This is a genomic window from Comamonas granuli NBRC 101663 (assembly GCF_000739995.1).
Taxonomy (GTDB): domain Bacteria; phylum Pseudomonadota; class Gammaproteobacteria; order Burkholderiales; family Burkholderiaceae_C; genus Simplicispira; species Simplicispira granuli.
Window position 1 is genome coordinate 231,819 of sequence record NZ_BBJX01000004.1, and the last position, 23,691, is coordinate 255,509.

Consider the following 23,691-nt stretch of genomic DNA (forward strand, 5'->3'; position numbering starts at 1 on the left):
AGCCCCCATGGCCGGAGCCAGCCTGCTGACGCTGCTTGACGACATCGCCACTATCCTCGACGACGTGGCCGTGATGACCAAGGTCGCCGCCAAGAAGAGCGCCACCGTGGCCGACGATGTGGCGGCCATGACCAAGGTGGCCACGCAGAAGACGGCCGGGGTGCTGGGCGACGACCTGGCGCTCAACGCCCAGCAGGTGGCGGGCGTGCGGGCCGACCGCGAGCTGCCCGTGGTCTGGGCCGTGGCCAAGGGCTCCCTGGTGAACAAGGCCATTCTGGTGCCCGCGGCGTTGGCCATCAGCGCATTCGTGCCGGTGCTCATCACGCCGCTGCTGATGCTGGGCGGCGCCTTCCTGTGCTTTGAGGGCGTGGAAAAGCTGGCGCACAAGTTCCTGCACAGCGAAGCCGAGGACGAGGCCGAGCACGAGAGCCACGCGCAGGCCAATGCCAACCCGGCGGTGGACCTGGCGGCGTTCGAGAAGGACAAGATCCAGGGCGCCGTGCGCACCGACTTCATCCTGTCGGCGGAAATCATCGTCATCGCCCTGGGCACAGTGGCGTCCGCGCCGTTCCTGCAGCAGGTCGCCGTGCTGGTCGGCATCGCCCTCCTCATGACGGTGGGTGTCTATGGCCTGGTGGGCGGCATCGTCAAGCTCGACGACCTGGGCCTGTGGCTCAGCCAGAAGAGCAGCAGCGCCGCGCAGGCCCTGGGCCGGGGGCTGCTGGCAGCGGCGCCGTGGCTCATGAAGTTCCTCTCGGTGGCGGGGACCGCCGCCATGTTCCTCGTGGGCGGCGGCATTCTGGTGCATGGCATCGCGCCGCTGCACCACGCCATCGAAGGCGCGGGCGCTGCCGTGGCGCAGGGCGCGCTGGGCGGCCTGTGGCAGGCGCTGGCCACCAACGGGCTCAACGCTGTGGCCGGCATCGTGGCCGGTGCGCTGGTGCTGGGCGCCGTCACGCTGGTGCAGAAACTGCGCAAGCGCTGAGCAAGCGCCGCGCAGTCTGCCCGCGGGTCAGGGCAGGGCCGGGTAGTCGGTATAGCCGTGGGGGCCGGTGCCGCCGTACACGGGGGCGTCGGCGAAGGGCTCGTTCAGCGGCAGGTTGTCGCGCAAGCGGCGCGGCAGGTCGGGCGTGGTGATCATGGCGCGGCCAAACGACACCATATCGGCGCGGCCGCTGCGCAGGGCCTCGACGGCCATGTCTTTGGTGTAGCCGTTGTTGACCATCCAGACGCCCGAATACAGGCGGTGCAGGGCCTCGTAGTTGAACGGGGCGTTGTCGCGCGGGCCGCCGGTGTGGCCTTCGACCACGTGGATGTACACCGGGTGGAGCTTCTCCAGTTCGCGCACCACATGCTCGAACAGCGGCTGCGGGTTGCTTTCCGAGGAGTCGTTGACGGGCGAGACCGGCGAGAGGCGGATGCCCACGCGGTCGGCGCCGATCTCCTGCGTCACGGCGGCCATCACTTCGAGCAGGAAGCGCGCGCGGTTCTCGATGCTGCCGCCGTACTGGTCGGTGCGGTGGTTGGAGCCGTCGCGCAGGAAGGCGTCGATCAGGTAGCCGTGGGCGCCGTGGATTTCCACGCCGTCAAAACCGGCCTCAATGGCGTTGGCGGCAGCGGTACGGAAGTCGTTCACCACGCCCGCGATCTCGGCGGTTTCCAGCGCGCGCGGCACAGCGCAGTTCACATAGCCTTGGCCCACGATGTAGGTCTTGGCCTTGGCGGCGATGGCCGAGGGTGCGACCGGAGCCTGCTGGTCCGGCTGGAAGGCGTTGTGCGACATGCGGCCCGTGTGCCAGAGCTGCAGGAAGATCTTGCCGCCCTGGGCGTGTACGGCCTCGGTCACCTTCTTCCAGGCGGCAATCTGCTCGGGCGTGTAGATGCCGGGGGTGTGGGTGTAGCCCTGGGCCGTGGCCGAGATCTGCGTGGCCTCGGCAATGATCAGGCCCACGCTGGCACGCTGGCGGTAGTACTCGACCACCATGTCGGTGGGCTCCAGCGCGTCGTTGGCGCGGCTCCTGGTGAGCGGGGCCATGGCCATGCGGTTGGCAACGTGGATGCGTCCCAGCTTGAGGGGCTGGAACAGGGCGTCGGTGGCGAAGGTTTCTGCGGGGATACCCATGGGGGCTTACTCCTTGGTGGTGGCGGGAATGCCCGCCGCGGGCGCGGCGGGCTGGAACAGGTGGTCGAGGACCAGGGACATGCTGTCGCGCAGCGGTGCCGTGGATTTTTCGAGCTTCATGCGCAGCAGGGCGCCTTCCCAGGTGTCCCAGGCGAGGGCCGAGAGCATGGGGGCGGGCAGGTCGGCGCGGACCTCGCCCGCGGCCTGGGCACGTTCGATCATGCTGGCCAGGCGCTCGCGCCAGGCCAGTTGCGCCTGCCGCAGGCCCTGGCGGCAGGCGTCGCTGGCCAGGGCCATCTCGGCGGCAAAGTTGCCCACCAGGCAGCCGGCCTGCAGCTCCTTGCGCTCGTGGTAGGCCATCATTTCGGCGAACACGTAGCGGATGGCGGCCATGGGCTGCGCGGGCGCGGCGGCCATCATGGCCTCCCAGGAGCGCTGCAGGTGCTCGGCGTACTGCTCGATGATGGCCACGGCAAACACTTCCTTGCTCTCGAAGTGGTTGTAGAACGAACCCTTGGGCACGCCCGCATGGTCGGTGATGGCCTGGATGCCGGTGGCGTTGTAGCCCTGGCGCGAGAACAGGTCGCGGCCGGCCTGGGTGAGGCGCTGGGGGATGTCGGTCTTGTCTGCGGTGCGGGCCACGAAGAGATAATATGACCAGTCGTCTTAATATTCAAGGGCGCGAAACGAAGCGGCTGTAACCGAGATGACAGGCAGGCCGGGAAAGCACCCGGCCTGCCGGGCGCGCGGCTGCCAAATCCCCTAAAGAAAATGTGGTTGATATGAATCAACCACGAAGGCTAGGGTTAATACCAATGATTGATGCAGGGCAAGAAAGACCACAGTCAAAGTAGGCCTAATGGCTCTACGGGGGGCGTCCCCGTGAAACCTGATTGAAACCACCATGAAAAAGAACCTGCTGGCTGTGGCCGTTCTCTGTGCTCTGACTTCTGGTGCTGCGCTGGCGCAGCAGTCCGAAGGCCCCTGGATGGTGCGTGCCCGCGCCGTGCACCTGGACAGCGCCAACAAGGACAGCACTCCCCTGGGTCTGTCGATCAACAACAAGACCATCCCCGAAGTGGATGTGTCGTACTTCTTCACGCCCAACGTGGCGGCCGAGCTCATCCTCACCGTGCCGCAAAAGCAGCGACTGAGTGCGGGCGGCGCGGACATCGGCTCGTTCAAGCACCTGCCGCCCACGCTGCTGCTGCAGTACCACTTCAACGCGGCCGGCATCAAGCCCTATGTGGGCGCCGGCCTGAACTACACGCGCTTTTCCAGCGTGAAGGCGCCCCCGGGCGTGGACATCGAGCGCAACAGCTTCGGCGCGGCGCTGCAGGTGGGTGTGGACATTCCGCTGCAGAAGAACCTGTACCTGAACTTCGACGTCAAGAAGGTCTTCATCAAGACCGACGTGAGCGCCGGCGGCGTCACGCTGGGCACGTTCAAGGCCGACCCGGTGCTCGTGGGCGTGGGCCTGGGCTGGCGCTTCTGAGCGCGCGCTGCGGTCTGCAGCGTGCCCCATCTCTCCAAGGTAATTGATGGCCGGCGCCGTGTGCGCCGGTCTTTTTTTGTGGTGCGCGGTCCGCGCTCAGTGCACCACGGTCAGGGTGAACGGCCACACATAGGCCTGCAAGGTCACGTACAGGCCCACCAGGCAGGCCAGGGCGATGGAGTGGAAGAACACGTAGCGCAGGATGTCGCCCTCGTGGTCGAACCAGCGCGTGGCGGTCGAGGCGACGACGATGGACTGCGCGTCGATCATCTTGCCCATCACGCCGCCCGAGCTGTTGGCTGCGCCCATGAGGTTGGGCGAGAGGTGCAGTTGCTCGGCCGCCACCTTCTGCATGCCACCGAAGAGCACGTTCGACGCCGTGTCCGAACCCGTGAGCGCCACGCCCAGCCAGCCCATCAGCGTGCCGAAGAAGGGGTAGAGCACGCCCGTGTTGGCGAACGCCAGGCCCAGCGTGGTGTCGGTGCCCGAGTAGCGCGTGAGCGTGCCCAGCGCCAGCATCAGCACGATGGTGAGCAGCGAGTACTTCACCAGCCACAGCGTCTTGAAGAAGGTGCGCACGATGGCCACCGGCTTGTACTTCATGACCAGCGCGCTCACGATGGCCGACAGCAGAATGCCCGTGCCGGTGGCCGACAGCAGGTTGAGCGTATAGACCGCGCCCTCCTTGGTGGGCTTGGCCACCACGGGCGGCACCTTCTCGATCAGGTTGTGCAGGCCCTCGATGGGGAAGGCGGGCGCGAAGAGGCCGTTGAGCCAGGTCTTGACCGAAGGCAGGCCCCAGAGGAACACGAACACCGAGAGGATGAGCCAGGGCGTCCAGGCCGCCACCAGCGCCTGCGTGCTGTGGCGTTTGACGGGCTGGGGCGGCTTGGCCTCGGCGGCGCTGGGGTCGTGGCCGCGCAGCGAGGGCGAGGTCCACACCGTCTTGGGCTTCCATACGCGCAGGAAGGCGACCAGGCAGACCATGGAGACGATGGCGGCGATGATGTCCACCAGCTCCGGCCCGATGTAGTTGGACACCAGGAACTGCGGAATGGCGAAGGACACCCCCGTCACCAGGATGGCGGGCCAGATCTCCCACATGCCCTTGCGCCCGGCAAAGGCCCAGATCAGCCAGAACGGCACCATCAGCGAGAAGAACGGCAACTGGCGGCCTATCATGGCCGTGACTTCCATGAGGTCATAGCCGTGCACCTTGGCCAGCGTGATCACCGGCGTGCCCAGGGCGCCAAAGGCCACGGGCGCCGTGTTGGCGATCAGCGAGAGGCCCGAGGCCGCCAGCGGCGAAAAGCCCAGGCCGATGAGGATGGCCGCCGTCACCGCCACGGGTGTGCCAAAGCCCGCTGCGCCCTCGAAAAAGGCGCCGAAGCAGAAGGCGATGAGCAGCAACTGGATGCGTCGGTCTTCGGTGATGCCCGAGAGCGAGTCCTGCAGCACGGCGAAGCTCCCGTTCTGCTCGGTGAGCTGGTGCAGGAAGATGATGTTGAGCACGATCCAGCCGATGGGCAGCAGCCCCGTGAAGCCCCCCAGCATGGCCGCGCGCCCGGCCATGCCCACCGGCATGCCGTAGACGAAGACGGCCACGAGCAGGGCCGCCGCCAGGCCCATGCCCGCTGCAATATGCGCCTTGATGTGGAAAAAGCCCAGTGCCGCGAGCATGACCACCACGGGCACGGCCGCCAGCAGGGTGGACAGGAACATGCTGCCGAGCGGGTCGTAGATTTGCTGCCAGGTCATCGAATGTCTCCAAAGTCTTGTAGTGGGGTGCGCCGCAGGCCATGCCACTGCTGCGTGCATGCGCCAAGGCACCTGCTGCACTGTAAAAAAACAGCGGCCATCGTGGTGTGAAATGCCTTGCGCCGATGCGTGAACGTTTTTCACGCATGCACAAAATGCATGAATGTCTGGCTATCCCCGGCGGTGCGCCAGAAGGTGCGGGTGCCCGGCAAGGCCTGCCCGGGCCGCAGGGGCATCAGGCCAGAACGATGCGGTTGCGGCCTTCGGTCTTGGCGCGGTAGAGGGCCTCGTCGGCGCGCCGCAGCAGCGTCTCGGGGCTGTCGTTGCTGCCCGGCAACAGGCTGGCGACGCCTATGCTCACGGTGACCTCGCCCAGGGGCGATTCAGGGTGCGTGATGCCCAGAGCATGCAGTTCCGACTGGATTTTGTGGCCGATTTCCACCACGCCGGCCCCATCGGTTCCGGGCGCGAGGAAGGCGAACTCCTCCCCGCCGTAGCGGGCCACCAGGTCGGTCGTGCGGTGCACGCTGCGCGCCAGGATGCGGGCAATGCCGCGCAGGCATTCGTCCCCCGCCAGGTGGCCCAGGCGATCGTTGAAGGGCTTGAACCAGTCCACGTCGAGCAGGGCCAGCGTCAGCGGCTGGCCCGAGCGGCGCGCACGTTGCCACTCGCTTAGCAGCACCTCGTCGAGGTGGCGGCGGTTGGCGATGCCGGTCAGGCCATCGGTCATGCTCAGGGCAGCGAGCTGGCGGTTGGCCACCTGCAGGGCGATGGTGCGTTCCTGCACGCGCTGTTCCAGTTGCTGCTCGGACTGGCGCAGGCTTTCGATGAGCTCGTTCTGCGTGGCGAGCAGCTTCTTCTGCATGGCCGAGCGCTCGCGCCGCATCTGGTTGAAGCGATCGGCCAGGGCAAAGGCCAGCAGCACCATCTCCAGGGCCGATCCGACCTGCATGGCATTGGCCGTCAGCCCATTGGTGGGCAGCAGGCCCATGGCACGCGCTGCATTTGTGATGGCGCCCAGCGCGAGCAGCAAAAAGGCCGTCATGAAGAAATAGGCGGCGCGCTGGCGCCGCCACACGCCCTGCAGGCCCACGGCCACGCCCACCACCACGGCGCCCAGGTACAGCACGGCGGCGGTCTGGATGAAGGTCTGGCCGGTGAACAGGAACACCAGCGGGCTGGCCACGAAAAACACCACCAGAGCGCCCAGCGCGCGGTCCCAGCGCGCCAGGGTGTGTGCGGTGTCGAGCATGTGGCGCATGAACTGCAGCCCGGCGGCGATGGCCAGCGAGTAGCCGAAGGTGGACGCCAGATCCGACGCCAGGGGCGCATCCAGGCGCAAGAATTCCTTCACCAGGCCGTTCTGCGCCGCCACCGCAAAAGCGGTGGCAAAAGCAAAGCACACGTAGAAGAGGTAGATGCGATCGCGCATCCAGGTGAAGATCAGCAGGTTGAACAGCACCATGGCCGTCGCCATGCCCAGGTACCAGGCCTGCACGATGTAGTCGCTGCGTTCGTGGGTATGGAAGGCGCCGGGCTCCCACAGGTGCAGGGGCACGATGAAGGCCGTGAGGGACTGCACGCGCAGGTAGTACGTGCGCTCGGAGTGCGCCTGCAACTGCAGCGGGAAAACGAAATAGCGGTGCGCGTAGGGGCGCGAGGCAAAGGGCGTGGCACCGCCGGTGGCCACGCTGTGCACGCTGCCGTCCGCATCCACGGTGTACAGCGCGACGTGCGAGAGGCGCGCATAGGCCACCTCCAGCAGGCGGTCTATGGGCGCATCGCCCGGGTTGGCCAGGGTGAGGCGAAACCACCAGGCCGAGGGCGTGATGCCGAAATTGAAACCATCGCTGCCCGCCAGGCCGGCGGAAAAGCGTGCGGCCTGGGCGGGCTCGCGTACCTCAGCGAGCGTGAGCTGCCCGCCCCGGTCTTCCAGCGCCTCGACCCAGGGTGCCAGCACCAGGGGCGCCTGGGATGCCACCGTGCGGGCATCCACGGGCGCTGCGCGCGCGGGCAGCGCGCAGGCCAGGGCCAGGAGCCAGGCCAGCCAGCACCACAGCGCTGGCAGGGAGGACGGCCGCTGATGCATGCGTGAACCCGCGGGGCAGGGAGGTGGCGCGGCTCAGACCTTTTCCAGCGCCTGGGCCAGGTCGGCCTGCAGGTCCTTCAGGTGCTCGATGCCCACCGACAGGCGCACCATGTTCTCGCTCACGCCGGCCTTGGCGAGTTCCTCGGGGTTGAGCTGGCGGTGCGTGGTCGAGGCCGGGTGCGTGGCCAGGGACTTGGCGTCGCCGATGTTGACCAGGCGCGTGAACAGTTGTAGCGCGTCCAGGAAGCGGGCGCCGGCGGCACGCGGGTCGGCGTCGCTGCTCTTGAGGCCGAAGCTCAGGATGCCCGAAGCGCGGCCGCCCAGCAGGCGCTGCGCCACGGCGTGGTCGGGGTGGTCGCTCAAGCCGGCGTAGCGCACCCATTCCACCTTGGGGTGGGTTTGCAGGAACCGGGCCAGCGCCAGCGAGTTGTCGCAGATGCGGTCCATGCGCAGCGGCAGGGTCTCTATGCCCTGCAGCGTGAGCCAGGCGTTGAAGGGCGAGAGCGCCGCGCCCATGTTGCGCAGCGGCACCACGCGCGCGCGGGCGATGTAGGCGGCCGGGCCCAGGGCCTCGGTGTAGACCACGCCGTGGTAGCTCACGTCGGGTTCGTTCAGGCGCTTGAAGCGCTCCTTGTGCTGGGCCCAGGGGAACTTGCCGCTGTCCACGATGATGCCGCCGATGCTGTTGCCGTGGCCGTTCATGTACTTGGTGAGCGCGTGCACCACGATGTCGGCGCCGTGCTCGATGGGGCGGCACAGGTAGGGGCTGGGCACGGTGTTGTCCACGATCAGCGGCACGCCGTGGTCGTGCGCCACCTGGGCCAGCGCGGCGATGTCGGTCACGTTGCCCAGCGGGTTGCCGATGGATTCGCAGAACACGGCCTTGGTGCGCGCGTCGATCAGCTTGGCGAAGCTGGCCGGGTCGCGCGGGTCGGCAAAGCGCACTTCGATGCCTTGCTGCGGAAAGGTGTGGGCGAACAGGTTGTAGGTACCGCCATACAGGGTGCTGGCCGAGACGATGTTGTCACCGGCCTCGGCGATGGTCTGGATGGCCGCCGTGATGGCCGCCATGCCCGAGGCCACGGCCAGCGCGCCGATGCCGCCTTCCAGCGCCGCGACGCGCTTTTCCAGCACGTCGGTGGTCGGGTTCATGATGCGGGTGTAGATGTTGCCCGGCACCTTCAGGTCGAACAGGTCGGCGCCGTGCTGGGCGCTGTCGAAGGAATAGGCCACCGTCTGGTAGAGCGGCACGGCAACGGCGTGCGTGGTGGGCTCGGGCGTGTAGCCGCCATGGACGGCCAGGGTTTCGAATTGCATGGATGGATGTCCCTCTCTCGATTGGAAGTGCGCCAGGGGTCCGCACCGGTGCGGACCACCGCGCATTGTGCCCGGTGCAGCCCGTTGCGGGTTCTAATCGTTTGTCATGTGTTTATGCGCCAGGCCGCGCGGGCGGTGGTGGCTCGTCCATGGCGGCGGTCGTGGGCAGGCGTTTGCGGCGCCAGGCCTTCTCCAGCTCGACCGCCACGTACACGACCAGCGCGGCGCCCAGGCAGACGGCCAGGTCGGCCAGGCCCAGCGGTTCGGTCTTGAAGATGGGGTTGAGCGCAGGCACGTAGATGGTGGCCATCTGCAGCAGGAAGGTCAGCAGCACGGCGCCCAGCAGCGGCCGGTTGCTGCCCAGGCCCAGGCGCCAGAGCGGTTCGCTCTCGGAGCGGATGGCCATCACATGGGCCATCTGGGCCAGGGTGAGCACGGTGAACACCATGGTTTGCCAGTGCGCGTTGCCGGTGGACAGGGCCCAGGCCTGCACCGCCAGGCACAGCCCGCCGATCAGCAGGCCGATGCCCAGGATGTGCTGCCACATGCCGCCCGCGAACATGCTTTCGGTGGGGGCGCGCGGCTGGCGCCGCATGATGCCGCGCTCGGCCGGTTCGGCCGCCAGCGCCAGGCCGGGCAGGCCGTCGGTGACGAGATTGACCCACAGGATGTGGATGGGCAGCAGCGGAATGGGCAGCAGCAGCAGGGGCGCGAGGAAGATGGTCCAGATCTCGCCCGAGTTGCTGGTCATGGTGTAGCGCACGAACTTGCGGATGTTGTCGTAGATGCGGCGCCCCTCCTTCACCGCCGCGACGATGGTGGCGAAGTTGTCGTCCAGCAGCACCAGGCTGCTGGCCTCGCGCGCCACGTCGGTGCCGCCCCGGCCCATGGCCACGCCGATGTCGGCGCGTTTCAGCGCCGGGGCGTCGTTCACGCCGTCGCCCGTCATGGCCACGAAGTGGCCGCGCGCCTGCAGGGCCTCGACGATGCGGATCTTCTGCGCCGGATCGACGCGCGCGTAGATGCGCACCTGTTCCACCCGCTGCTGCAGCGTGGCCGCGTCGAGCCGGGCGAGGTCGGCGCCGGTGAGCACGGGGGCGTCCGGCGTGTCCACGATGCCCAGGCGGTGCGCGATGGCGCGCGCCGTGGCCGGGTGGTCGCCGGTGATCATCACCGGGGTGATCCCTGCGCTGATGCAGTCGCGCACGGCGGCCTGGGCCTCGGGGCGGGGCGGGTCGATGAGGGCGATCAGGCCCAGCAGTTCGAGTTCGCTCTCCACCGCGTCGAGGGCATTGGTGTCGGGCAGGCGGGCATGGCCGCGCCGCGCCAGGGCCAGCACGCGCAGGCCCTGCGCGGCGAGCTGGCCGGCCTGGGCCAGCAGGGCGGCGTTGTCGAGCGGGGCGCGGCCCTCAGGGGTCCACTGCGCGGTGCAGCGCGGCAGCACCGATTCGGGGGCGCCCTTGGTGTAGGCCACGAAGCCGCCCGCGACGCGGTGAAAGGTGGTCATGCGCTTGCGGTCGGAGTCGAACGGCTGCTCTTGCACGCGCGGGTTCTCGGCGTCGAGCGCCGCCTTGTCCAGGCCGCCGGCGCGGGCCGCCAGCGCCAGGGCGGTTTCGGTGGGGTCGCCCTGCCAGTCGGCGAGGGTGGTGGGGGTGGCGGTTGCCTCCATGTCGTCGCCATCGGCATGGGAGTGGCGCGTGGCGTCGTTGCACAGCGCGGCGGCGCGCAGCGCCTCGCGGTGCACGGCGCCGGGCAAGGCGTCGCCGGGCGTCCAGCGCACGCCGCGCGCCAGCAGCAGCTCGGCGTGCATGCGGTTCTGCGTGAGCGTGCCGGTCTTGTCGGAGCAGATGGTGGTGACCGAGCCCAGCGTTTCCACCGAGGGCAGGCGGCGCACCAGCGCGTTGATGGCCACCATGCGGCGTGCGCCCAGGGCCAGCAGCACCGTGACCACGGCGGGCATGGCCTCGGGGATGGCGGCCACGGCCAGGCTGATGGCGGTCAGCGCCATGAGCAGCGGGCTCTCGCCGCGCAGCACGCCCACCACGAAGACGACGGCGCAGATGCCCAGCACCGCCAGCGCCAGCCGCTTGCCGAAGGCCGCCAGGCGCCGCTGCAGCGGCGTGCTGCGGTCCTCGCCGCCCAGCAGGCGGGCCACCTTGCCCAGTTCGGTGTGCATGCCGATGGCCACCACCAGGCCGCGCGCGCGGCCGTGGGTGGCCGTGGTGCCCTTGAAGGCCATGTTCACGCGGTCGCCCAGGGCGCTGGCGTCCTGCGCGGCCAGGGTGCCGGTCTGCTTGGCCACGGTGACCGATTCGCCCGTGAGCGCCGACTCATCCACCTGGAGCTGGGCGATCTCGATCAGGCGCAGGTCGGCCGGAATCTGGTTGCCGGCCTCCAGCAGCACGATGTCGCCGGGCACCAGCGTGCCGGCGGGCACCACCTGCACCTCGCCGCCGCGCAGCACGGTGGCGTGCGCCGCCGCGAGCTGGCGCAGCGCGGCCAGGGCCTGGTCGGCGCGCCAGGCCTGGGTGAAGCCGATGAGAGCGTTGAGCACCACGATGACGAGGATCACCAGCGTGTCCGTCAGGTCGCCGACCAGGCCGGAGACCACGGCCGCGCCCAGCAGCACCAGCACCATGAAGTCCTTGAACTGTTCGGCCAACAGCGCCAGCGGGCTCCTGCGGGCAGGGTCCTGCAGCTCGTTGGCACCGTGCCGGGCGGCGCGGCGCGTGGCTTCGTCGGCGTGCAGGCCGGTGCCGGGATCGACGCCGTGGGCCTGCGCCAGCTCCTGCGCGTCGCGCAGGTGGGCATCGTGGACGGCGGTGGTCGGAGGTGTTTCGGTCGCCATGCGGAGCAGTCTGCCAACAGTTGTTGCGGAGTGTGACTGCCCCAGTGTACGGCCCGGCGCCATGCCGTCGGGCCAGGATGAAGGTGCTTTTCCGCTATCTATTCAATAGCTGTTCGCGCAATGTGGGCGAGCTTTCGAGGCGTTTTTTGCTTGAAAACGAAAATCAGTGCGCTGCCGGTGGCCGGGCGCGGTAGAAGGTCAGGGGCTGCTCCTGCGCCTGGTTCAGCACCTGGCGCTTGATCTTGCCCACCACGTGCATCTCGCAGGGCTTGCAGTCGAAGCGCAGGGTGAGTTTTTCCTTGCCGTTGATGAGCTGCAGCGGCTCGGCCCGGATCGTGCCCTGCACGCCCGTGACGCCCTTGGCCTGTTTGGGGCACAGGCTCAGGGAGTAGCGCACGCAGTGCTTGGTGATCATGAGGCTGACCTCGCCTTCCTCCTCGTGGCTCTCGTAGGCAGCGGCGATCACCTGCACGCCGTGGCGCGCGTAGAAATCGCGCGCCTTGTGGTTGAACACGTTGGCGAGGTAGGAGAGCGTGTCCTCGGGGTAGGGCACGGGCGGCTCGACGGGCGTGGCGCGCGGCAGGCGCTCGAATCCGGCGGCGCGCGCGGCCTCCAGCGCGGCCAGGGCGTCGCGGCGCAGGGCGTTGAGGCTGGAGGCGGGCACGAACCAGGGCCGCGAGAGTTGCAGCGCGATGTCGTGCACGGCAAAGATGCTGGCGCCAAAGCGCCCGAGCTGCTCGCGCAGGCTGGCCTCTGCCTTGGCGGCATCCTGCGCCGCCTCATGGGGCAGGGCGGCCTGGGCGCTGCCGGTGAAACCGTCCTCGTCGGTCAGCGTGAGGGCAAAGCCGTCCGCCGTCTCGGCGAACTGCGCCCACAGGCCGAGGCGTCGGTCGCTGGACTTCTTCTCCAGCGTGCGCACCCAGTCCATGTCGCGGTTGCGGTTGACCTCGGTGCCCTTGCGCAGGTCCTTGAAGCCCTCCATCGGGTCTTTCGGGAACACGCGCCACTGCCTTCCGCCGCGCGGCGACACGGGTTCGGCGCGGTTGATCTGCAGGCCCACCAGTTCCTTGTGCAGGTCGTAGTAGCACAGGCCGTCGCCGTTGTGCAGCACGGTGGCCGGGTCGCTCACTTCCAGCTCGACGAAGTTGGGCCCGAGCTTGGTCACCCAGCCGATGGCCTGGCCCGGGTTCTTGGGCGTGTCGAAGGCGCCGATGTCCTCCTTGCGGCCGTTGACGAAGTAGTCGGTGAACTCGCGGTTGAAGTTCTGCAGCGGGTCGGGCGTGAAGGTGAACGTGGTGCGGCCGCTCGACGCGCGCGCCAGCGGGTCGCCCGAGGTTTCGCGCTCGTCGAGGATTTCGTCGAGCAGCTTGCGGTAGTGGGCGGTGATGTTCTTCACGTAGCCCATGTCCTTGTAGCGGCCCTCGATCTTGAAGCTGCGCACGCCGGCGTCGATCAGGGCGCGCAGGTTGTCGCTCTGGTTGTTGTCCTTCATCGAGAGCACATGCTTGTCGTGCGCAACGATGCGGCCCTGCGCGTCGGTCACCTGGTAGGGCAGGCGGCAGGCCTGGCTGCAATCGCCCCGGTTGGCGCTGCGGCCGGTCTGGGCATGGCTGATGTAGCACTGGCCGCTGTAGGCCACGCACAGTGCGCCGTGGATGAAAAACTCGATGGCGCAGCGCTGCGGATCGGTCGCGGCGCGCACGGCGGCGATCTGCTGCACGGTGAGTTCGCGCGCCAGCACGATCTGCGACAGGCCGCAGTCCTGCAGGAAGCGCGCCTTCTCGGGCGTGCGGATGTCGGTCTGGGTGCTGGCGTGCAGTTGGATGGGCGGCAGGTCCAGTTCCAGCAGGCCCATGTCCTGGATGATGAGCGCGTCGGCCCCGGCGTTGTACACCTGCCAGGCCATCTGGCGCGCGCCCTCCAGCTCGTCGTCGCGCAGGATGGTGTTGAGCGTGATGAACACCCGGCTGTGGAAGCGGTGGGCGTGGGCGATCAGGCGCTCCAGCGCGCGGACGTCGTTGCCCGCGCCGGCGCGCGCGCCAAAGGCCGGGCCGCCGATGTAGACGGCGTCGGCGCCATGGTTGACGGCCTCGATGCCGATGTCGGCATCGCGCGCGGGGGACAGCAGCTCGATCTGGTGGGGCAGCAGGGACATGGGGCGGGATTATCCCGCGCCCCTGCTGCGCCCGCTGGCGGGCGGCTTTAGCCGAGCGAGGCCATGGCCTCGCCCATGCGGATGGCGCGGCCAGGGGCCCAATCCGCTGCAAAGGCCAGCTCGCCTGGCGGAAGCAGCAGCACCACCGTGGAGCCCAGGAGGAAGCGCCCCATCTCCTCGCCCTGGCGCAGGGTGATGTGCTGCCCCGCATAGTCCCAGTGGCGCAACTGCCCGAGGCGCGGCGGATTCACCACCCCGTGCCACACCGTGGCCATGCTGCCCACAATGGTGGCGCCCACTAGCACCATCACGAACGGACCCTGGTCGCCCTCGAACACGCAGACCACGCGTTCATTGCGCGCGAACAGGCCGGGCACGCCGCGCGCCGTCGTCGGATTCACGGAAAAGAGCGCGCCGGGCACGTACACCATGCGCAGCAGCCGCCCCGCGCAGGGCATGTGGATGCGGTGGTAGTCGCGCGGGCTCAGGTACAGCGTGGCAAAGTGCCCCTGCTGGAAGGCCGCCGCCAGCTGCGCATCGCCGCCCACCAGGGCCGTGGCCGAGTAGTGGTGCCCCTTGGCCTGGAAGATCTGCCCGTTCTCTATGGGCCCGCACTGGCTGACCGCCCCGTCCACGGGGCACACCAGGTCGGCCTGGGCGAGCGGGCGTGCGCCGTCACGCAAAGGGCGGGTGAAGAATTCGTTGAAGCTGGCGTAGCTCGCCGGGTCGGGGTTGGCGGCCTCGGACATGTCCACACCGTAGCGCTGCACGAAGCGGCGGATCAGCGCCGTGGTGAGCGCTCCGGCGCGCGCCGAGGCAATGCGTCCGGCGGCGGCGGTCAGGGCCTGCTTGGGCAGCAGGTATTGCGGCAATACGGCGAGGCGGTCGGACAAGGGCGGACTCGAAAGGAGTAGAGAGCGCGCCATTCTATCGGCGCGTGCAGCGCGCCGGCATCGCAGTACAATAAGCGCGCTCCAACAGCGCGTTGCCTGTTGTTCTGGAGCCGTCTCTCCCGGCATTCGTTCTGAATTGCGCCCCGGGTGCAGCGAACCCCACAGCCCGCAATGCTTCTGCCACCCGGCCTGGCAGGTCCGGCGTGGTTTGCCGTGGGAACCTTACGCAAGACACAGGCGCTGTTGACGGATCGCATCCATATTCAGAGATTGACAACATGGCAAAGGAAGAACTCATTGAAATGCAGGGCAGCGTGACGGAAGTGCTGCCCGACTCGCGCTTTCGCGTGACGCTGGACAACGGTCACCAGCTCATCGCCTACACGGGCGGCAAGATGCGCAAGCACCACATCCGCATCCTGGCGGGCGACAAGGTGTCGCTCGAACTCTCGCCCTACGATCTGACCAAGGGTCGCATCATCTTCCGCCACCTGGCAGGCCGCGGCCCGGGCCCGGGTGGCGCAGGCTCCACGTCCGGCCGCTGATGCCACACGCCAGCCCGGGGCGCAGCGGCAAAATATCCTGCCGCCTGCTCGGGGAGGGTGCGCTGGCCGGGTTAGAATGCCAGCTGTCGGAGCGTAGCGCAGCCTGGTAGCGCATCTGCTTTGGGAGCAGAGGGTCGCGAGTTCGAATCCCGCCGCTCCGACCACCATGAACAAGGCCTGCAGAGATGTCTCTGCAGGCCTTTTGTTTTTTGCCCGGCGCCATTGGCCATGCGGCTTGGCCCGCTGCCCGGACGGTGTTGCAGAATCGGTTCTTCGAGGAGAAGCAATGGTGGAGTGCTGGAAGTGTGTGACGCCGCAGGAGCACGGTCCTGCCATGGACATCTGATGCCCGCTGCACGTCTGGGCGCCGGTGCGCGCGCGGATGGCGTGGATGCCCTGCGCGGGCTGGCCATGGTGTGGATGACGGTGTTCCACTTCTGCTTCGATCTGAGCCATTTCCGCTACTGGCCGCAGGATTTTCTGCACGATCCGTTCTGGACGCTGCAGCGCACGGCCATCGTGAGCCTGTTCCTGCTCTGCGCCGGCCTGGGGCAGGCGCTGGCGCTGGAGCAGGCGCAGGCGCAGGGCTGGCGGCGCTTTGGCCGGCGCTGGCTGCAGATTGCGGCCTGCGCGCTGCTGGTGTCGCTGGGGTCGTGGCTCATGTTCCCGCGCAGCTACATCCATTTCGGGGTGCTGCATGGCATGGCGGTGATGCTGGTGCTGGCGCGGCTTTCGGCACCCTGGGGGCGCTGGCTGTGGCCTGCAGGTGCGGTGGCCCTGGTGCTGCCCGTGCTTGCGCAGTGGGCCTTGGCGGGGCCGCTGGCGGATGCGGCGCCGCTTTTTCAGGGCAAGGCGCTGAACTGGCTGGGACTGGTGGCGCGCAAACCCTACACCGAAGACTACGTGCCCGTGCTGCCCTGGCTGGGCGTGATGTGGTGGGGCCTGGCTGCTGGCCAGTGGCTGCTGCGCCGCCACAGCGCCTGGCTGCAGCGCCCGGTGCCCCGGGCCGCGCGTCCCCTGGCCGTGCTGGGGCGCTGGAGCCTGAGCTACTACATGCTGCACCAGCCGGTGATGATCGGCCTGCTGCTGGCCGTGGGCTGGCTGCTGGGCGCGCACTGACGCCGCAACGAAAAAACGCGGCACAGGCCGCGTTTTTTCGGGGGGCACACGGGGTGCTTACTCGACCTTGGCCTTGGCGCGCAGGTCTTCCTGGAACTTGGCGAGCTTTTGCTGCTGCAGCTGCTGCGACACCTGGGGCTTGACGTCTTCGAGCTTGGGCAACTGGGCTTCGCGCACGTCGTCCAGGCGGATGATGTGCCAGCCGAACTGGCTCTTGACGGGCGCCGAGGTCTTGCCTTTCTCGAGCTTGACCATGGCTTCGGTGAACTCGGGCACGTAGCTGCCAGGAGCTGCCCAGTCCAGGTTGCCGCCCTGGGCGCCCGATCCGGGGTCCTTGGACTTCTTCTTGGCGATGTCCTCGAACTTGCCACCCTTCTTGATCTCGGCGAGGATGGCCTTGGCCTCGTCTTCCTTCTCGACCAGGATGTGGCTGGCCTTGTATTCCTTGCCGCTGTTGGCGGCGACGAACTTGTCGTACTCGGCCTTGATCTCCTCGTCGGAGACGGGGTTCTTCTTCTGTTCGTCGGCGAACAGCTCGCGGATCAGGATGGTCTGGCGGGCCAGTTCCATCTGGGCCTTGTAGTCGGGCGAGGCCTCCAGGCCGCGGCGCTGGGCTTCCTGCAGGAAGATTTCGCGTGCGATGACTTCTTCCTTGATCTGGCCTTCCATTTCGGGCGTGACCTTGCGGCCCGAGCGTTCGACCTGCTGCTTGAGCGTCTCGGCACGCTCCTTGGGAACGGGTTTGCCGTTGACGATGGCGAGGTTCTGGGCGTGCACGGGCAGGGCCATGGCGCCGGTCAAGGCTGCGGCCACGAGGCCGGACAGGAGCTGTTTTTTCATTCGGTATCCGTGGACAAGAAAGAGGGGGTCAGAGAATCTCAATGGCAATGGCGTGCGCACCACGGTCAATGAAATCTTGCAGCGCATCATACACAAGCCGATGCTGGCGCACGCGCGGCAAACCGGTAAACAAAGGTGACGCGATGCGCACGCGGAAATGCGTGCCAAAACCCGTTCCATTGGCGCCGGGATGGCCTTCGTGCTGCCAGCTTTCGTCGAGTACCTGCACGGCAGACGGTTGGAGCTTTTCCTGCAGTGCGCGTTCCATGGCGGGGGCGGTGACGGCGGGGTCGGTCATGCCAGGGGGTCCTTTGCGTTGTCGGGGGTGTCCTTGATGTAGCGGCTCAGGTACAAGGCCTGGGCCACGACGAAGACCAGCATCAGCCCCAGGCCGCCGAACAGCTTGAAGTTGACCCAGGTATCGGTGTCGAACTCATAGGCCACCCAGAGGTTGAGCGCGCCCATGATGGAGAAGAACACGATCCAGCTCCAGTTCATGGCGCGCCAGGCGGGCTCGGGCAGCTCCATCTGGCCGCCCATGAGGCGCTGGATCAGGTTCTTGCGGAACACGAGCTGGCCCACGAGCAGGGCGCCGCCCATCAGCCAGTAGAGCACGGTGGGTTTCCATTTGATGAAGGCCTCGCTGTGCGCCAGCAGCGTGGCGCCGCCGAAGACCACGATCACCCCGAGGCTGAGCCACTGCATGGGTTCGATGCGGCCATGGTGCATGCGCAGCCAGACCATCTGCACCACCGTGGCGGCGATGGCCACGCCCGTGGCCACGTAAATGCCCCAGAACTTGAAGGCGATGAAGAACAGCAGGATGGGGAAGAAGTCGATCAGCAGTTTCATGGGGTTTCCGGGGTGAAGTCCAGTGCAGCGGAGTTCATGCAGTAGCGCAGGCCCGTGGGGGCCGGGCCGTCGGGGAAGACATGCCCCAGGTGCGCGCCGCATTGTGCACATACGGTCTCGGTGCGCAGCATGCCATGGCTGCGGTCGGTGCGTTCGGCGATGGCGCCGGGCACGGCCTGCGAGAAGCTGGGCCAGCCGCAGCCGGCATCGAACTTGGTGGCGGAGTCGAACAGCTTGCTGCCGCAGCAGATGCAGTGGTAGCTGCCGTGGGCCCAATGGGCCTCGTAGCGGCCGGTGAAGGGACGCTCGGTGGCGGCGCGGCGCGTGACCTCGAAGGCGCCGGGCTCGGCGTTCTTGCTGCGCAGAAGGGCTTGCCACTCGGCGTCGGATGCGGGAATGCCAGGGGTCATGATGAGCAACTGATGGACAGGTGGGCCGCCCAGTCGGGCGGAAAACCGGTGCGCGCCTCGTGGCCGGGGTGGTCCTCGCAGGGGCGCTGCAACAGGTGTTGGAGCGTGTGCAGTTCGGAAAAATCCCCTTGCTGCGCAGCGCGAATGGCCTGTTCCGCCAGGTGGTTGCGCAGCACGATGGCGGGGTTGTTCTTGAGCATCAAATCGGCATCTGGCGCCCTGCCAGAAAGCGCGGCGTGCTCCTCGAAAGATAGCAGCCAGCGGTCCAGGCGTGCGCGGTCGGCGAACAGGTCGCGCACGGGCTCGAAGTCTGCGTCCGCGACGGCGAGCGACAGGCGGCGCCAGAAGATGGGGTAGTCCACGGCCTGGTCGGCCAGCAGGTGCAGGATGCCGTCGATCACCGCGCTGTCGCCCGCGTGCGCGGCGCCCAGGCCCAGCTTGGCGCGCATGCGCTGCATGAAGTGCTGCGGGTACAGCGTGCGGTAGGACTCCAGCGCACCCATGGCGATGGCCGGGTCGCCGATCAGCGGCTGCAGGGCCTGGCCCAGGCGGTACAGGTTCCACAGCACCACGCCGGGTTGCTGCTCGTAGGCATAGCGCCCCTGGCGGTCGCTGTGGTTGCAGATGTGGCCCGGGTCGAAATGGTCGAGGAACTGGAAGGGCCCGTAGTCGATGGTCAGGCCCAGGATGCTCATATTGTCGGTGTTGAGCACGCCGTGGCAAAAGCCCACGGCCTGCCACTGCGCCACCAGGGCAGCGCTGCGTTCGCTCACCGCCTGCAGCAGCGCCGCGTAGCGGTTGCCCGCGTGGCCGCCGCAGTCGGCCCCGTCCGCGCACTCGGGGTAGAAGCGCGCGATTACGTAGTCGGCCAGTTGCTGCAACGCGTCGAACTGGCTGCGCGCCGCGAAATGCTCGAAATGGCCGAAGCGGATGAAGCTGGGCGCCACGCGCGTGACCACGGCGGCGGTCTCCACGGCCTCGCGCTGCACCGGCTCGGGCGAACCGCAGAGGTACAGCGCCCGCGTGGTGGGGACGCCCAGTGCATGCATGGCCTCGCTGCAGAGGAACTCGCGGATGCTCGAGCGCAGCACTGCCCGCCCGTCGCCCATGCGCGAGTAGGGCGTGAGCCCGCTGCCCTTGAGCTGGATTTCCTGCGGTCCGTGCGCCGTCTGCGCCTCTCCCAGCAGCAGCGCCCGGCCGTCGCCGAGCTGGCCGGCCCAGACGCCGAACTGGTGCCCGCTGTAGACGCTGGCCAGCGGCTCGCCGCCCTGGGGCAGGGCGTTGCCGCTGAAAAGCCGCAGCGCATCCTCCGACTGCAGCCAGGCGGCAGGCAGCCCCAGCTGTTGCGCGACGTCGGGGCTGCTGGCCACGTGGCAGGGCGCGGGCAGGGGCCGGGGGGCCAGGCGCGTGTAGAACCCTGGCCCCAGGGCGGCAAAGCTGTTGCTCCAGGACAGGCCGGTGTCCACGGTGGGCAGCCGGGCGGCGGCGGGGGCATTCATCGCGGCATTGTCCCGCAGGGCCGCTATGCGCACGCACTGCAGGGCTATCCGGGGGGCGGGAGGGTGGCTGCGGCCGGCGCGGTCTCGGCCGGGGCGGCGAGCAGGCGCTGGCGGTACTGCCCCGGCGGCATGCCGAACCAGCGCTTGCAGGCGCGAAACAGGTTGCTCGTGTCGGAAAAGCCGAGGCGGTCGGCCACGTCGGCGATGCTGTGGCGCTCGTTGGCGAGGTACTGCAGGGCCAGCTCGCGGCGCGTGTCGTCCAGCAATTGCTGGTAGCACACGGATTCGGCCTGCAGGCGCCGCTGCAGGGTGCGGTCCGTCAGGTGCAGGCGGGCCGCCACGTCTTCGCGGCGCGGCTCGCCCAGGTGCAGGATGCGGGCGATCTCGGAGCGCACGCGGGTGCTGGCCAGCGTCTGGCCCAGCAGATCCAGCTCGGTCTCCACCAGGCGTTCGTGCAGCGCCCAGAGACTGGGGTTGTGGGTGGGTATGGGGGCGCGCAGGTCGGCATCGGAGAGCAGGAAGCGGTTGGCCGGCTGGCCAAAGCGCGGTAGCAGGCCGAAGGCCTCGCGGTAGCGCGTCTCGTGCGCCACGGGGGGCGGGGTGACCAGCTCCACCGCCAGGGGCATGAACTCGCGGCGTGTGAGCCAGTTGCACAGCGTGAGCAGGGTGAGCACCGCGTATTCCACGCGCTGGCGCGGGATGGGCCGCGTGGCGCCGATGTGGCTCAGCACCAGCCAGTGGCCGCGCGGGTCGCTTTGCAGGGCAAACGTGGTGGCGTCCGAGATCACGGCCATCTGGCGCTCGAGCTGCCGAAAGCCCGTCAGCAGATCCGGGCTGGACGCGAGCGCGTAGCCCACGAGATCGACGTTGCCAAAGCGCGCCGTGAGGTTCCGGTCTAGCCCCAGCGCGCCATGGCCGCAGCGGGCCACGGCCAGCTCCCACAGCAGGCTCACGCGGTCCACGTCCACGCGGGTGTGGGCCTGCTGCAGGGCCTGCAGGTCGATGCCGGCCTCGGCGCACAGCTCTGCCGCGGGCAGGCCTTCAGCGGCAAACATGTCGGCGACGCCGCGCACCCAGGCGGCGGAACTCGTGCGCGGTGTCACGCAGGGCCTCCGGCATCAGGGAGAACACTAGGTTGGCGCTCTGAAGTCACTGTTTTGGCACTGTTGCGATAGCGGCAAATGGTAGAGGGGTTCGCACAATCGGCGGCGCGGCCGGACGCACAGCGCGTGCGGCCCCTCGGCAGGGGGCCGAGCATTCCACAAAAACCCCCAAGGAGACAAACATGGCTGATTATCTTTGGTGTGGGCGCCGCATGCTGGCCATGCTGGCCGCCGTTCTGGCCGCCGGGTGCGCGAGCACCGGCACGCCGCAGGCACAGCCCGAAGTGCGTGCCACCCGCTACGGTCTGGTGCGCGGCGTGGACGACAGCGCCGCCAGCGGCACCTATGCCTGGAAGGGCATCCCCTTTGCCCGGCCGCCTGTGGGCGATCTGCGCTGGCAGCCGCCCGTAGAGCCTGCGGCATGGCAGGGGGAGCGCGATGCCACGCGCTTTGGCAGCGCCTGCCTGCAGATGGGGCGCATCTACGGCCCAGGCGCGAACAACCGCTTCGACGACAGCATCGCCCAGACGCTTAACACCCCCGTGGGCAGCGAGGACTGCCTGACGCTCAACATCTGGCGCCCGGCGAACGCGCAGGGCCGGCTGCCCGTGCTGCTGTTCCTGCACGGGGGCAGCGCCATCTCGGGCTACACCGCCGACCCCGTGTACGACGGCGCGGCGCTGGCGCGCACCGCCCAGGCAGTGGTGGTCACGGCCAACTACCGGCTCGATGTGCTGGGCTTTCTGCACCTGCCCGAGCTGCACGCGCACAACCAGCCGGCCACCGGCAACTATGCCCTGCTGGACCATCTCCAGGCGCTGCGCTTCATCCAGGGCAATATCGAGCGCTTTGGCGGCGACCCGGGCAATGTGACGCTGATGGGGCAGTCCGCCGGCGCGATCAATGCCCTGGCGCTGCTGACCGCGCCCCAGGCCGCCGGGCTGTTCCACAAGCTCGTGGCCGTGAGCGGCGGCCTGTCGCTGCCGGGCAATCTGCCGCCGGGCAGCATTCCCACGCTGAGCCCCGCTGCCAAATATGCGGCCCAGGCCGCGGGGCTGCTGGCCCACCTGGCGCTGGCCGACGCGCTGGCGAGCGACCTGGAGAAGGCCCAGGCCCTGGTCGCGGGCTGGACGCCCGCGCAAAAGGCCCGCTACCTGCGCAGCAAAGACGGGCGCGTGATCCTGCAGACGCTGGCGGCGCACAAGCTCACCGGCTCCGGGCCCATTCCCGACGGCGTGCTCGTGCCGGCCGACCCCATGGGCGCCATCGCCGCCGGCCGTTACCACAAGGTGCCGGTGCTCACGGGCTATACGAAGGAGGAGGGCAAGCTGTTCGCTCCTTTCCTGGCCCTGCTGGGCGGCAAACCGGGCATGAAGATCGGCGACGCCGAGCGCTTTGCCATGATGCAGCGCTTCGACCCTGATGCGCCCACCACGCTCACGGCGGGCGACATCCTCGACGGCTCCTACCTGCCGGTATCGGCGCCAGGCACGGGCTACGACGCACGCACGCGGCTGCTGGCCAGCCGTTTCTTCGACGTCAGCCGCGACAACCTGCTCAACACGCTGCGCAGCCAGCAGAAGGAGGTGTGGAACTACCGCTTCGACTGGGCCCAGCAGCCCGCGCCCTGGAACGAGGTGTATGGCGCTGCGCATGCCTTTGATCTGCCCTTCCTGTTCGGCAACTTCGGCCCCTCGGTGTTTGCGCGCGCGAGCAACAGCCGGGCCAACGAGCCGGGCCGGCTGGCGCTGTCGCAGGCCATGATGCAAAGCCTGCGCGCCTTCGCGTACACCGGCCAGCCGGGCCACGCCGGCCTGGGCCAGGCCTGGGAGCCCTGGCCGCGGCTATGGGTGTTCGATGCGGGTCTGTCCGATCTGCGCCTGCGCGCGCAGTGAGCCCGTGCAGCACGGCAAGGGTCAGGCAGTGGTCGTCGCCGCCAGGTGGGCGTTGAGCGCGGCGTCGTCCACGATGGCCACGCCGCCGAAGTCCAGCGTCACGATGCCCTGTGCCTCCAGGGCGCGCAGGGTGCGGTTGACCGTCTGGCGCGACAGCCCCGCCAGTTGCCCGAGCTCCTCCTGGGTCAGCTTGAGCCGGCGCGTGCTGCGCCAGAACAGGCGGCTCAAGGTCAGCGCGACGCGGTGCTCGGGCGTGCGGATGCGCCCGGCCTCGATGATGGCCATGGCCTGGCCCAGGCGCAGGTTCAGGTGCTGGGCCAGGTACTGGTTGAAGGCCAGGCTCTGGGCCTGCAGCGTGTTGAACAGCGGCAGCGGCAGGCACAGCAGCTGGGTGGGGCGCAGCGCCACCACCTCGTACCGCAACGCTTCGGCCTTCATGGCCGTGCCTTCGCCAAACCACTCGCCGGCAGGGATGCCGATGAAGGCCGAGGCGCGCGCCTTGCGCGCCGCGGTGCGCAGCATGACCAGGCCGCTGAGCACGGCATGCCAGCCTTGCGCGGGCGAGCCCAGGGGGAGTATGACCTCGCCCTTGGCCCCTTCGGTGACCTGCACCCCTGTGCGCACCGCGTGCTGCAGGGACTCGGGCAGGCTGGCAAACCAGGCTTGGGTGCTGATGAAGCGCTCGGCAGGATCGGATACGCAGAACATGGGCCGATTTTGCAATGCCGCCGCGCGCATTTCCGGGATAACC

General features: G+C 68.5%; 20 protein-coding genes and 1 tRNA gene. 6 read left to right on the forward strand and 15 right to left on the reverse strand.

Annotated elements, in window-relative coordinates; translation table 11 throughout:
- Nucleotides 1–7: 7 nt before the first annotated feature.
- Entirely contained in the window at nucleotides 8–985 is a 978-nt protein-coding gene (locus CGR01S_RS04440; protein WP_042422857.1) for a DUF808 domain-containing protein, read from the forward strand.
- A 27-nt stretch (nucleotides 986–1,012) separates the two neighbouring features.
- Here CGR01S_RS04440 and CGR01S_RS04445 read toward each other — a convergent pair whose 3' ends face one another.
- Both CGR01S_RS04445 and CGR01S_RS04450 read right to left on the reverse strand, forming a co-directional pair.
- A complete protein-coding gene (locus CGR01S_RS04445) occupies nucleotides 1,013–2,122 on the reverse strand; it encodes an alkene reductase (RefSeq protein ID WP_042422861.1) in 1,110 nt (369 codons plus the stop codon).
- Nucleotides 2,123–2,128: 6 nt separating this feature from the next.
- The gene (locus tag CGR01S_RS04450) at nucleotides 2,129–2,764 is read right to left on the reverse strand and encodes a TetR/AcrR family transcriptional regulator (RefSeq protein ID WP_042422864.1); all 636 of its coding nucleotides are present in this window, start codon (nucleotides 2,762–2,764) and stop codon (nucleotides 2,129–2,131) included.
- 262 nt (nucleotides 2,765–3,026) lie between these two features.
- Here CGR01S_RS04450 and CGR01S_RS04455 point away from each other — a divergent pair, with 262 nt between their 5' ends.
- Entirely contained in the window at nucleotides 3,027–3,617 is a 591-nt protein-coding gene (locus CGR01S_RS04455) for an OmpW/AlkL family protein (protein WP_042422867.1), read from the forward strand.
- A 96-nt stretch (nucleotides 3,618–3,713) separates the two neighbouring features.
- On the opposite strand, the gene CGR01S_RS04460 is transcribed toward CGR01S_RS04455, so the two are convergent.
- The 6 genes from CGR01S_RS04460 to asd all read right to left on the reverse strand — a co-directional run bounded on the left by CGR01S_RS04460 (nucleotide 3,714) and on the right by asd (nucleotide 14,677).
- A complete protein-coding gene (locus tag CGR01S_RS04460; RefSeq protein WP_042422870.1) occupies nucleotides 3,714–5,375 on the reverse strand; it encodes an L-lactate permease in 1,662 nt (553 codons plus the stop codon).
- Nucleotides 5,376–5,610: 235 nt separating this feature from the next.
- On the reverse strand, nucleotides 5,611–7,464 hold the full coding sequence (locus tag CGR01S_RS04465) for a diguanylate cyclase (RefSeq protein WP_042422872.1): 1,854 nt from the start codon (nucleotides 7,462–7,464) through the stop codon (nucleotides 5,611–5,613).
- A 33-nt stretch (nucleotides 7,465–7,497) separates the two neighbouring features.
- The gene (locus CGR01S_RS04470) at nucleotides 7,498–8,781 is read right to left on the reverse strand and encodes an O-acetylhomoserine aminocarboxypropyltransferase/cysteine synthase family protein (protein WP_042422875.1); all 1,284 of its coding nucleotides are present in this window, start codon (nucleotides 8,779–8,781) and stop codon (nucleotides 7,498–7,500) included.
- 112 nt (nucleotides 8,782–8,893) lie between these two features.
- Nucleotides 8,894–11,629 (reverse strand): cation-translocating P-type ATPase, encoded by a 2,736-nt coding sequence (locus tag CGR01S_RS04475; RefSeq protein ID WP_052382495.1) that lies wholly within the window; start codon nucleotides 11,627–11,629, stop codon nucleotides 8,894–8,896.
- A gap of 163 nt (nucleotides 11,630–11,792) precedes the next feature.
- The gene (locus CGR01S_RS04480; RefSeq protein WP_042422878.1) at nucleotides 11,793–13,784 is read right to left on the reverse strand and encodes a peptidase U32 family protein; all 1,992 of its coding nucleotides are present in this window, start codon (nucleotides 13,782–13,784) and stop codon (nucleotides 11,793–11,795) included.
- A gap of 47 nt (nucleotides 13,785–13,831) precedes the next feature.
- Complete coding sequence (gene asd / locus CGR01S_RS04485) at nucleotides 13,832–14,677, reverse strand: archaetidylserine decarboxylase (protein WP_042422881.1); 846 nt, start codon at nucleotides 14,675–14,677, stop codon at nucleotides 13,832–13,834.
- Between the two features lie 278 nt (nucleotides 14,678–14,955).
- Here asd and infA point away from each other — a divergent pair, with 278 nt between their 5' ends.
- The 3 genes from infA (at nucleotide 14,956) to CGR01S_RS04500 (ending at nucleotide 16,341) form a co-directional block, all read left to right on the forward strand.
- Nucleotides 14,956–15,222 carry a translation initiation factor IF-1 gene (gene infA, locus CGR01S_RS04490; protein WP_042422885.1) on the forward strand — a complete coding sequence of 89 codons (267 nt, stop codon included), beginning with the start codon at nucleotides 14,956–14,958 and terminating at the stop codon, nucleotides 15,220–15,222.
- Between the two features lie 87 nt (nucleotides 15,223–15,309).
- Nucleotides 15,310–15,386, forward strand: a tRNA-Pro gene (locus CGR01S_RS04495).
- Between the two features lie 181 nt (nucleotides 15,387–15,567).
- Nucleotides 15,568–16,341: an acetyltransferase domain-containing protein gene (locus tag CGR01S_RS04500; protein WP_042422888.1), complete on the forward strand. Its 774-nt coding sequence runs from the start codon at nucleotides 15,568–15,570 to the stop codon at nucleotides 16,339–16,341.
- A gap of 57 nt (nucleotides 16,342–16,398) precedes the next feature.
- Here CGR01S_RS04500 and CGR01S_RS04505 read toward each other — a convergent pair whose 3' ends face one another.
- From CGR01S_RS04505 to CGR01S_RS04530, 6 genes are read right to left on the reverse strand one after another with little or no spacing between them, the layout of a single operon-like run.
- Complete coding sequence (locus CGR01S_RS04505) at nucleotides 16,399–17,181, reverse strand: peptidylprolyl isomerase (RefSeq protein WP_042422891.1); 783 nt, start codon at nucleotides 17,179–17,181, stop codon at nucleotides 16,399–16,401.
- Nucleotides 17,182–17,209: 28 nt separating this feature from the next.
- The gene (locus CGR01S_RS04510; protein ID WP_042422895.1) at nucleotides 17,210–17,479 is read right to left on the reverse strand and encodes a BolA family protein; all 270 of its coding nucleotides are present in this window, start codon (nucleotides 17,477–17,479) and stop codon (nucleotides 17,210–17,212) included.
- Nucleotides 17,476–18,033: a septation protein A gene (locus CGR01S_RS04515; protein ID WP_042422898.1), complete on the reverse strand. Its 558-nt coding sequence runs from the start codon at nucleotides 18,031–18,033 to the stop codon at nucleotides 17,476–17,478. The genes CGR01S_RS04510 and CGR01S_RS04515 overlap by 4 nt, the downstream gene beginning before the upstream one ends.
- Nucleotides 18,030–18,443: a peptide-methionine (R)-S-oxide reductase MsrB gene (gene msrB / locus CGR01S_RS04520; RefSeq protein WP_042423451.1), complete on the reverse strand. Its 414-nt coding sequence runs from the start codon at nucleotides 18,441–18,443 to the stop codon at nucleotides 18,030–18,032. Before msrB ends, CGR01S_RS04515 begins: the two co-directional genes overlap by 4 nt.
- Nucleotides 18,440–19,942, reverse strand: coding sequence for a protein adenylyltransferase SelO (locus CGR01S_RS04525; RefSeq protein ID WP_042422901.1), 1,503 nt, complete (start codon nucleotides 19,940–19,942; stop codon nucleotides 18,440–18,442). Before CGR01S_RS04525 ends, msrB begins: the two co-directional genes overlap by 4 nt.
- Nucleotides 19,943–19,986: 44 nt before the next feature.
- The gene (locus CGR01S_RS04530) at nucleotides 19,987–20,997 is read right to left on the reverse strand and encodes an AraC family transcriptional regulator (protein WP_042423453.1); all 1,011 of its coding nucleotides are present in this window, start codon (nucleotides 20,995–20,997) and stop codon (nucleotides 19,987–19,989) included.
- A gap of 230 nt (nucleotides 20,998–21,227) precedes the next feature.
- On the opposite strand from CGR01S_RS04530, the gene CGR01S_RS04535 reads away from it, so the two are divergent.
- A complete protein-coding gene (locus CGR01S_RS04535) occupies nucleotides 21,228–22,940 on the forward strand; it encodes a carboxylesterase/lipase family protein (protein ID WP_042422904.1) in 1,713 nt (570 codons plus the stop codon).
- Between the two features lie 21 nt (nucleotides 22,941–22,961).
- On the opposite strand, the gene CGR01S_RS04540 is transcribed toward CGR01S_RS04535, so the two are convergent.
- Nucleotides 22,962–23,648: a Crp/Fnr family transcriptional regulator gene (locus tag CGR01S_RS04540; RefSeq protein ID WP_042422907.1), complete on the reverse strand. Its 687-nt coding sequence runs from the start codon at nucleotides 23,646–23,648 to the stop codon at nucleotides 22,962–22,964.
- Between the last annotated feature and the right edge of the window lie 43 nt (nucleotides 23,649–23,691).

Coding starts and splice junctions, on each gene's coding strand:
- CGR01S_RS04480 (WP_042422878.1), bottom strand. CDS start 13,784: ATGTCCCTGCTGCCCCACCAGATCGAGCTGCTGTCCCCCGCGCGCGAT.
- CGR01S_RS04455 (WP_042422867.1), top strand. CDS start 3,027: ATGAAAAAGAACCTGCTGGCTGTGGCCGTTCTCTGTGCTCTGACTTCT.
- CGR01S_RS04515 (WP_042422898.1), bottom strand. CDS start 18,033: ATGAAACTGCTGATCGACTTCTTCCCCATCCTGCTGTTCTTCATCGCC.
- CGR01S_RS04440 (WP_042422857.1), top strand. CDS start 8: ATGGCCGGAGCCAGCCTGCTGACGCTGCTTGACGACATCGCCACTATC.
- CGR01S_RS04505 (WP_042422891.1), bottom strand. CDS start 17,181: ATGAAAAAACAGCTCCTGTCCGGCCTCGTGGCCGCAGCCTTGACCGGC.
- CGR01S_RS04445 (WP_042422861.1), bottom strand. CDS start 2,122: ATGGGTATCCCCGCAGAAACCTTCGCCACCGACGCCCTGTTCCAGCCC.
- CGR01S_RS04465 (WP_042422872.1), bottom strand. CDS start 7,464: ATGCATCAGCGGCCGTCCTCCCTGCCAGCGCTGTGGTGCTGGCTGGCC.
- CGR01S_RS04530 (WP_042423453.1), bottom strand. CDS start 20,997: ATGTTTGCCGCTGAAGGCCTGCCCGCGGCAGAGCTGTGCGCCGAGGCC.
- CGR01S_RS04510 (WP_042422895.1), bottom strand. CDS start 17,479: ATGACCGACCCCGCCGTCACCGCCCCCGCCATGGAACGCGCACTGCAG.
- CGR01S_RS04475 (WP_052382495.1), bottom strand. CDS start 11,629: ATGGCGACCGAAACACCTCCGACCACCGCCGTCCACGATGCCCACCTG.
- CGR01S_RS04460 (WP_042422870.1), bottom strand. CDS start 5,375: ATGACCTGGCAGCAAATCTACGACCCGCTCGGCAGCATGTTCCTGTCC.
- CGR01S_RS04500 (WP_042422888.1), top strand. CDS start 15,568: ATGCCCGCTGCACGTCTGGGCGCCGGTGCGCGCGCGGATGGCGTGGAT.
- CGR01S_RS04540 (WP_042422907.1), bottom strand. CDS start 23,648: ATGTTCTGCGTATCCGATCCTGCCGAGCGCTTCATCAGCACCCAAGCC.
- CGR01S_RS04525 (WP_042422901.1), bottom strand. CDS start 19,942: ATGAATGCCCCCGCCGCCGCCCGGCTGCCCACCGTGGACACCGGCCTG.
- CGR01S_RS04470 (WP_042422875.1), bottom strand. CDS start 8,781: ATGCAATTCGAAACCCTGGCCGTCCATGGCGGCTACACGCCCGAGCCC.
- infA (WP_042422885.1), top strand. CDS start 14,956: ATGGCAAAGGAAGAACTCATTGAAATGCAGGGCAGCGTGACGGAAGTG.
- CGR01S_RS04535 (WP_042422904.1), top strand. CDS start 21,228: ATGGCTGATTATCTTTGGTGTGGGCGCCGCATGCTGGCCATGCTGGCC.
- msrB (WP_042423451.1), bottom strand. CDS start 18,443: ATGACCCCTGGCATTCCCGCATCCGACGCCGAGTGGCAAGCCCTTCTG.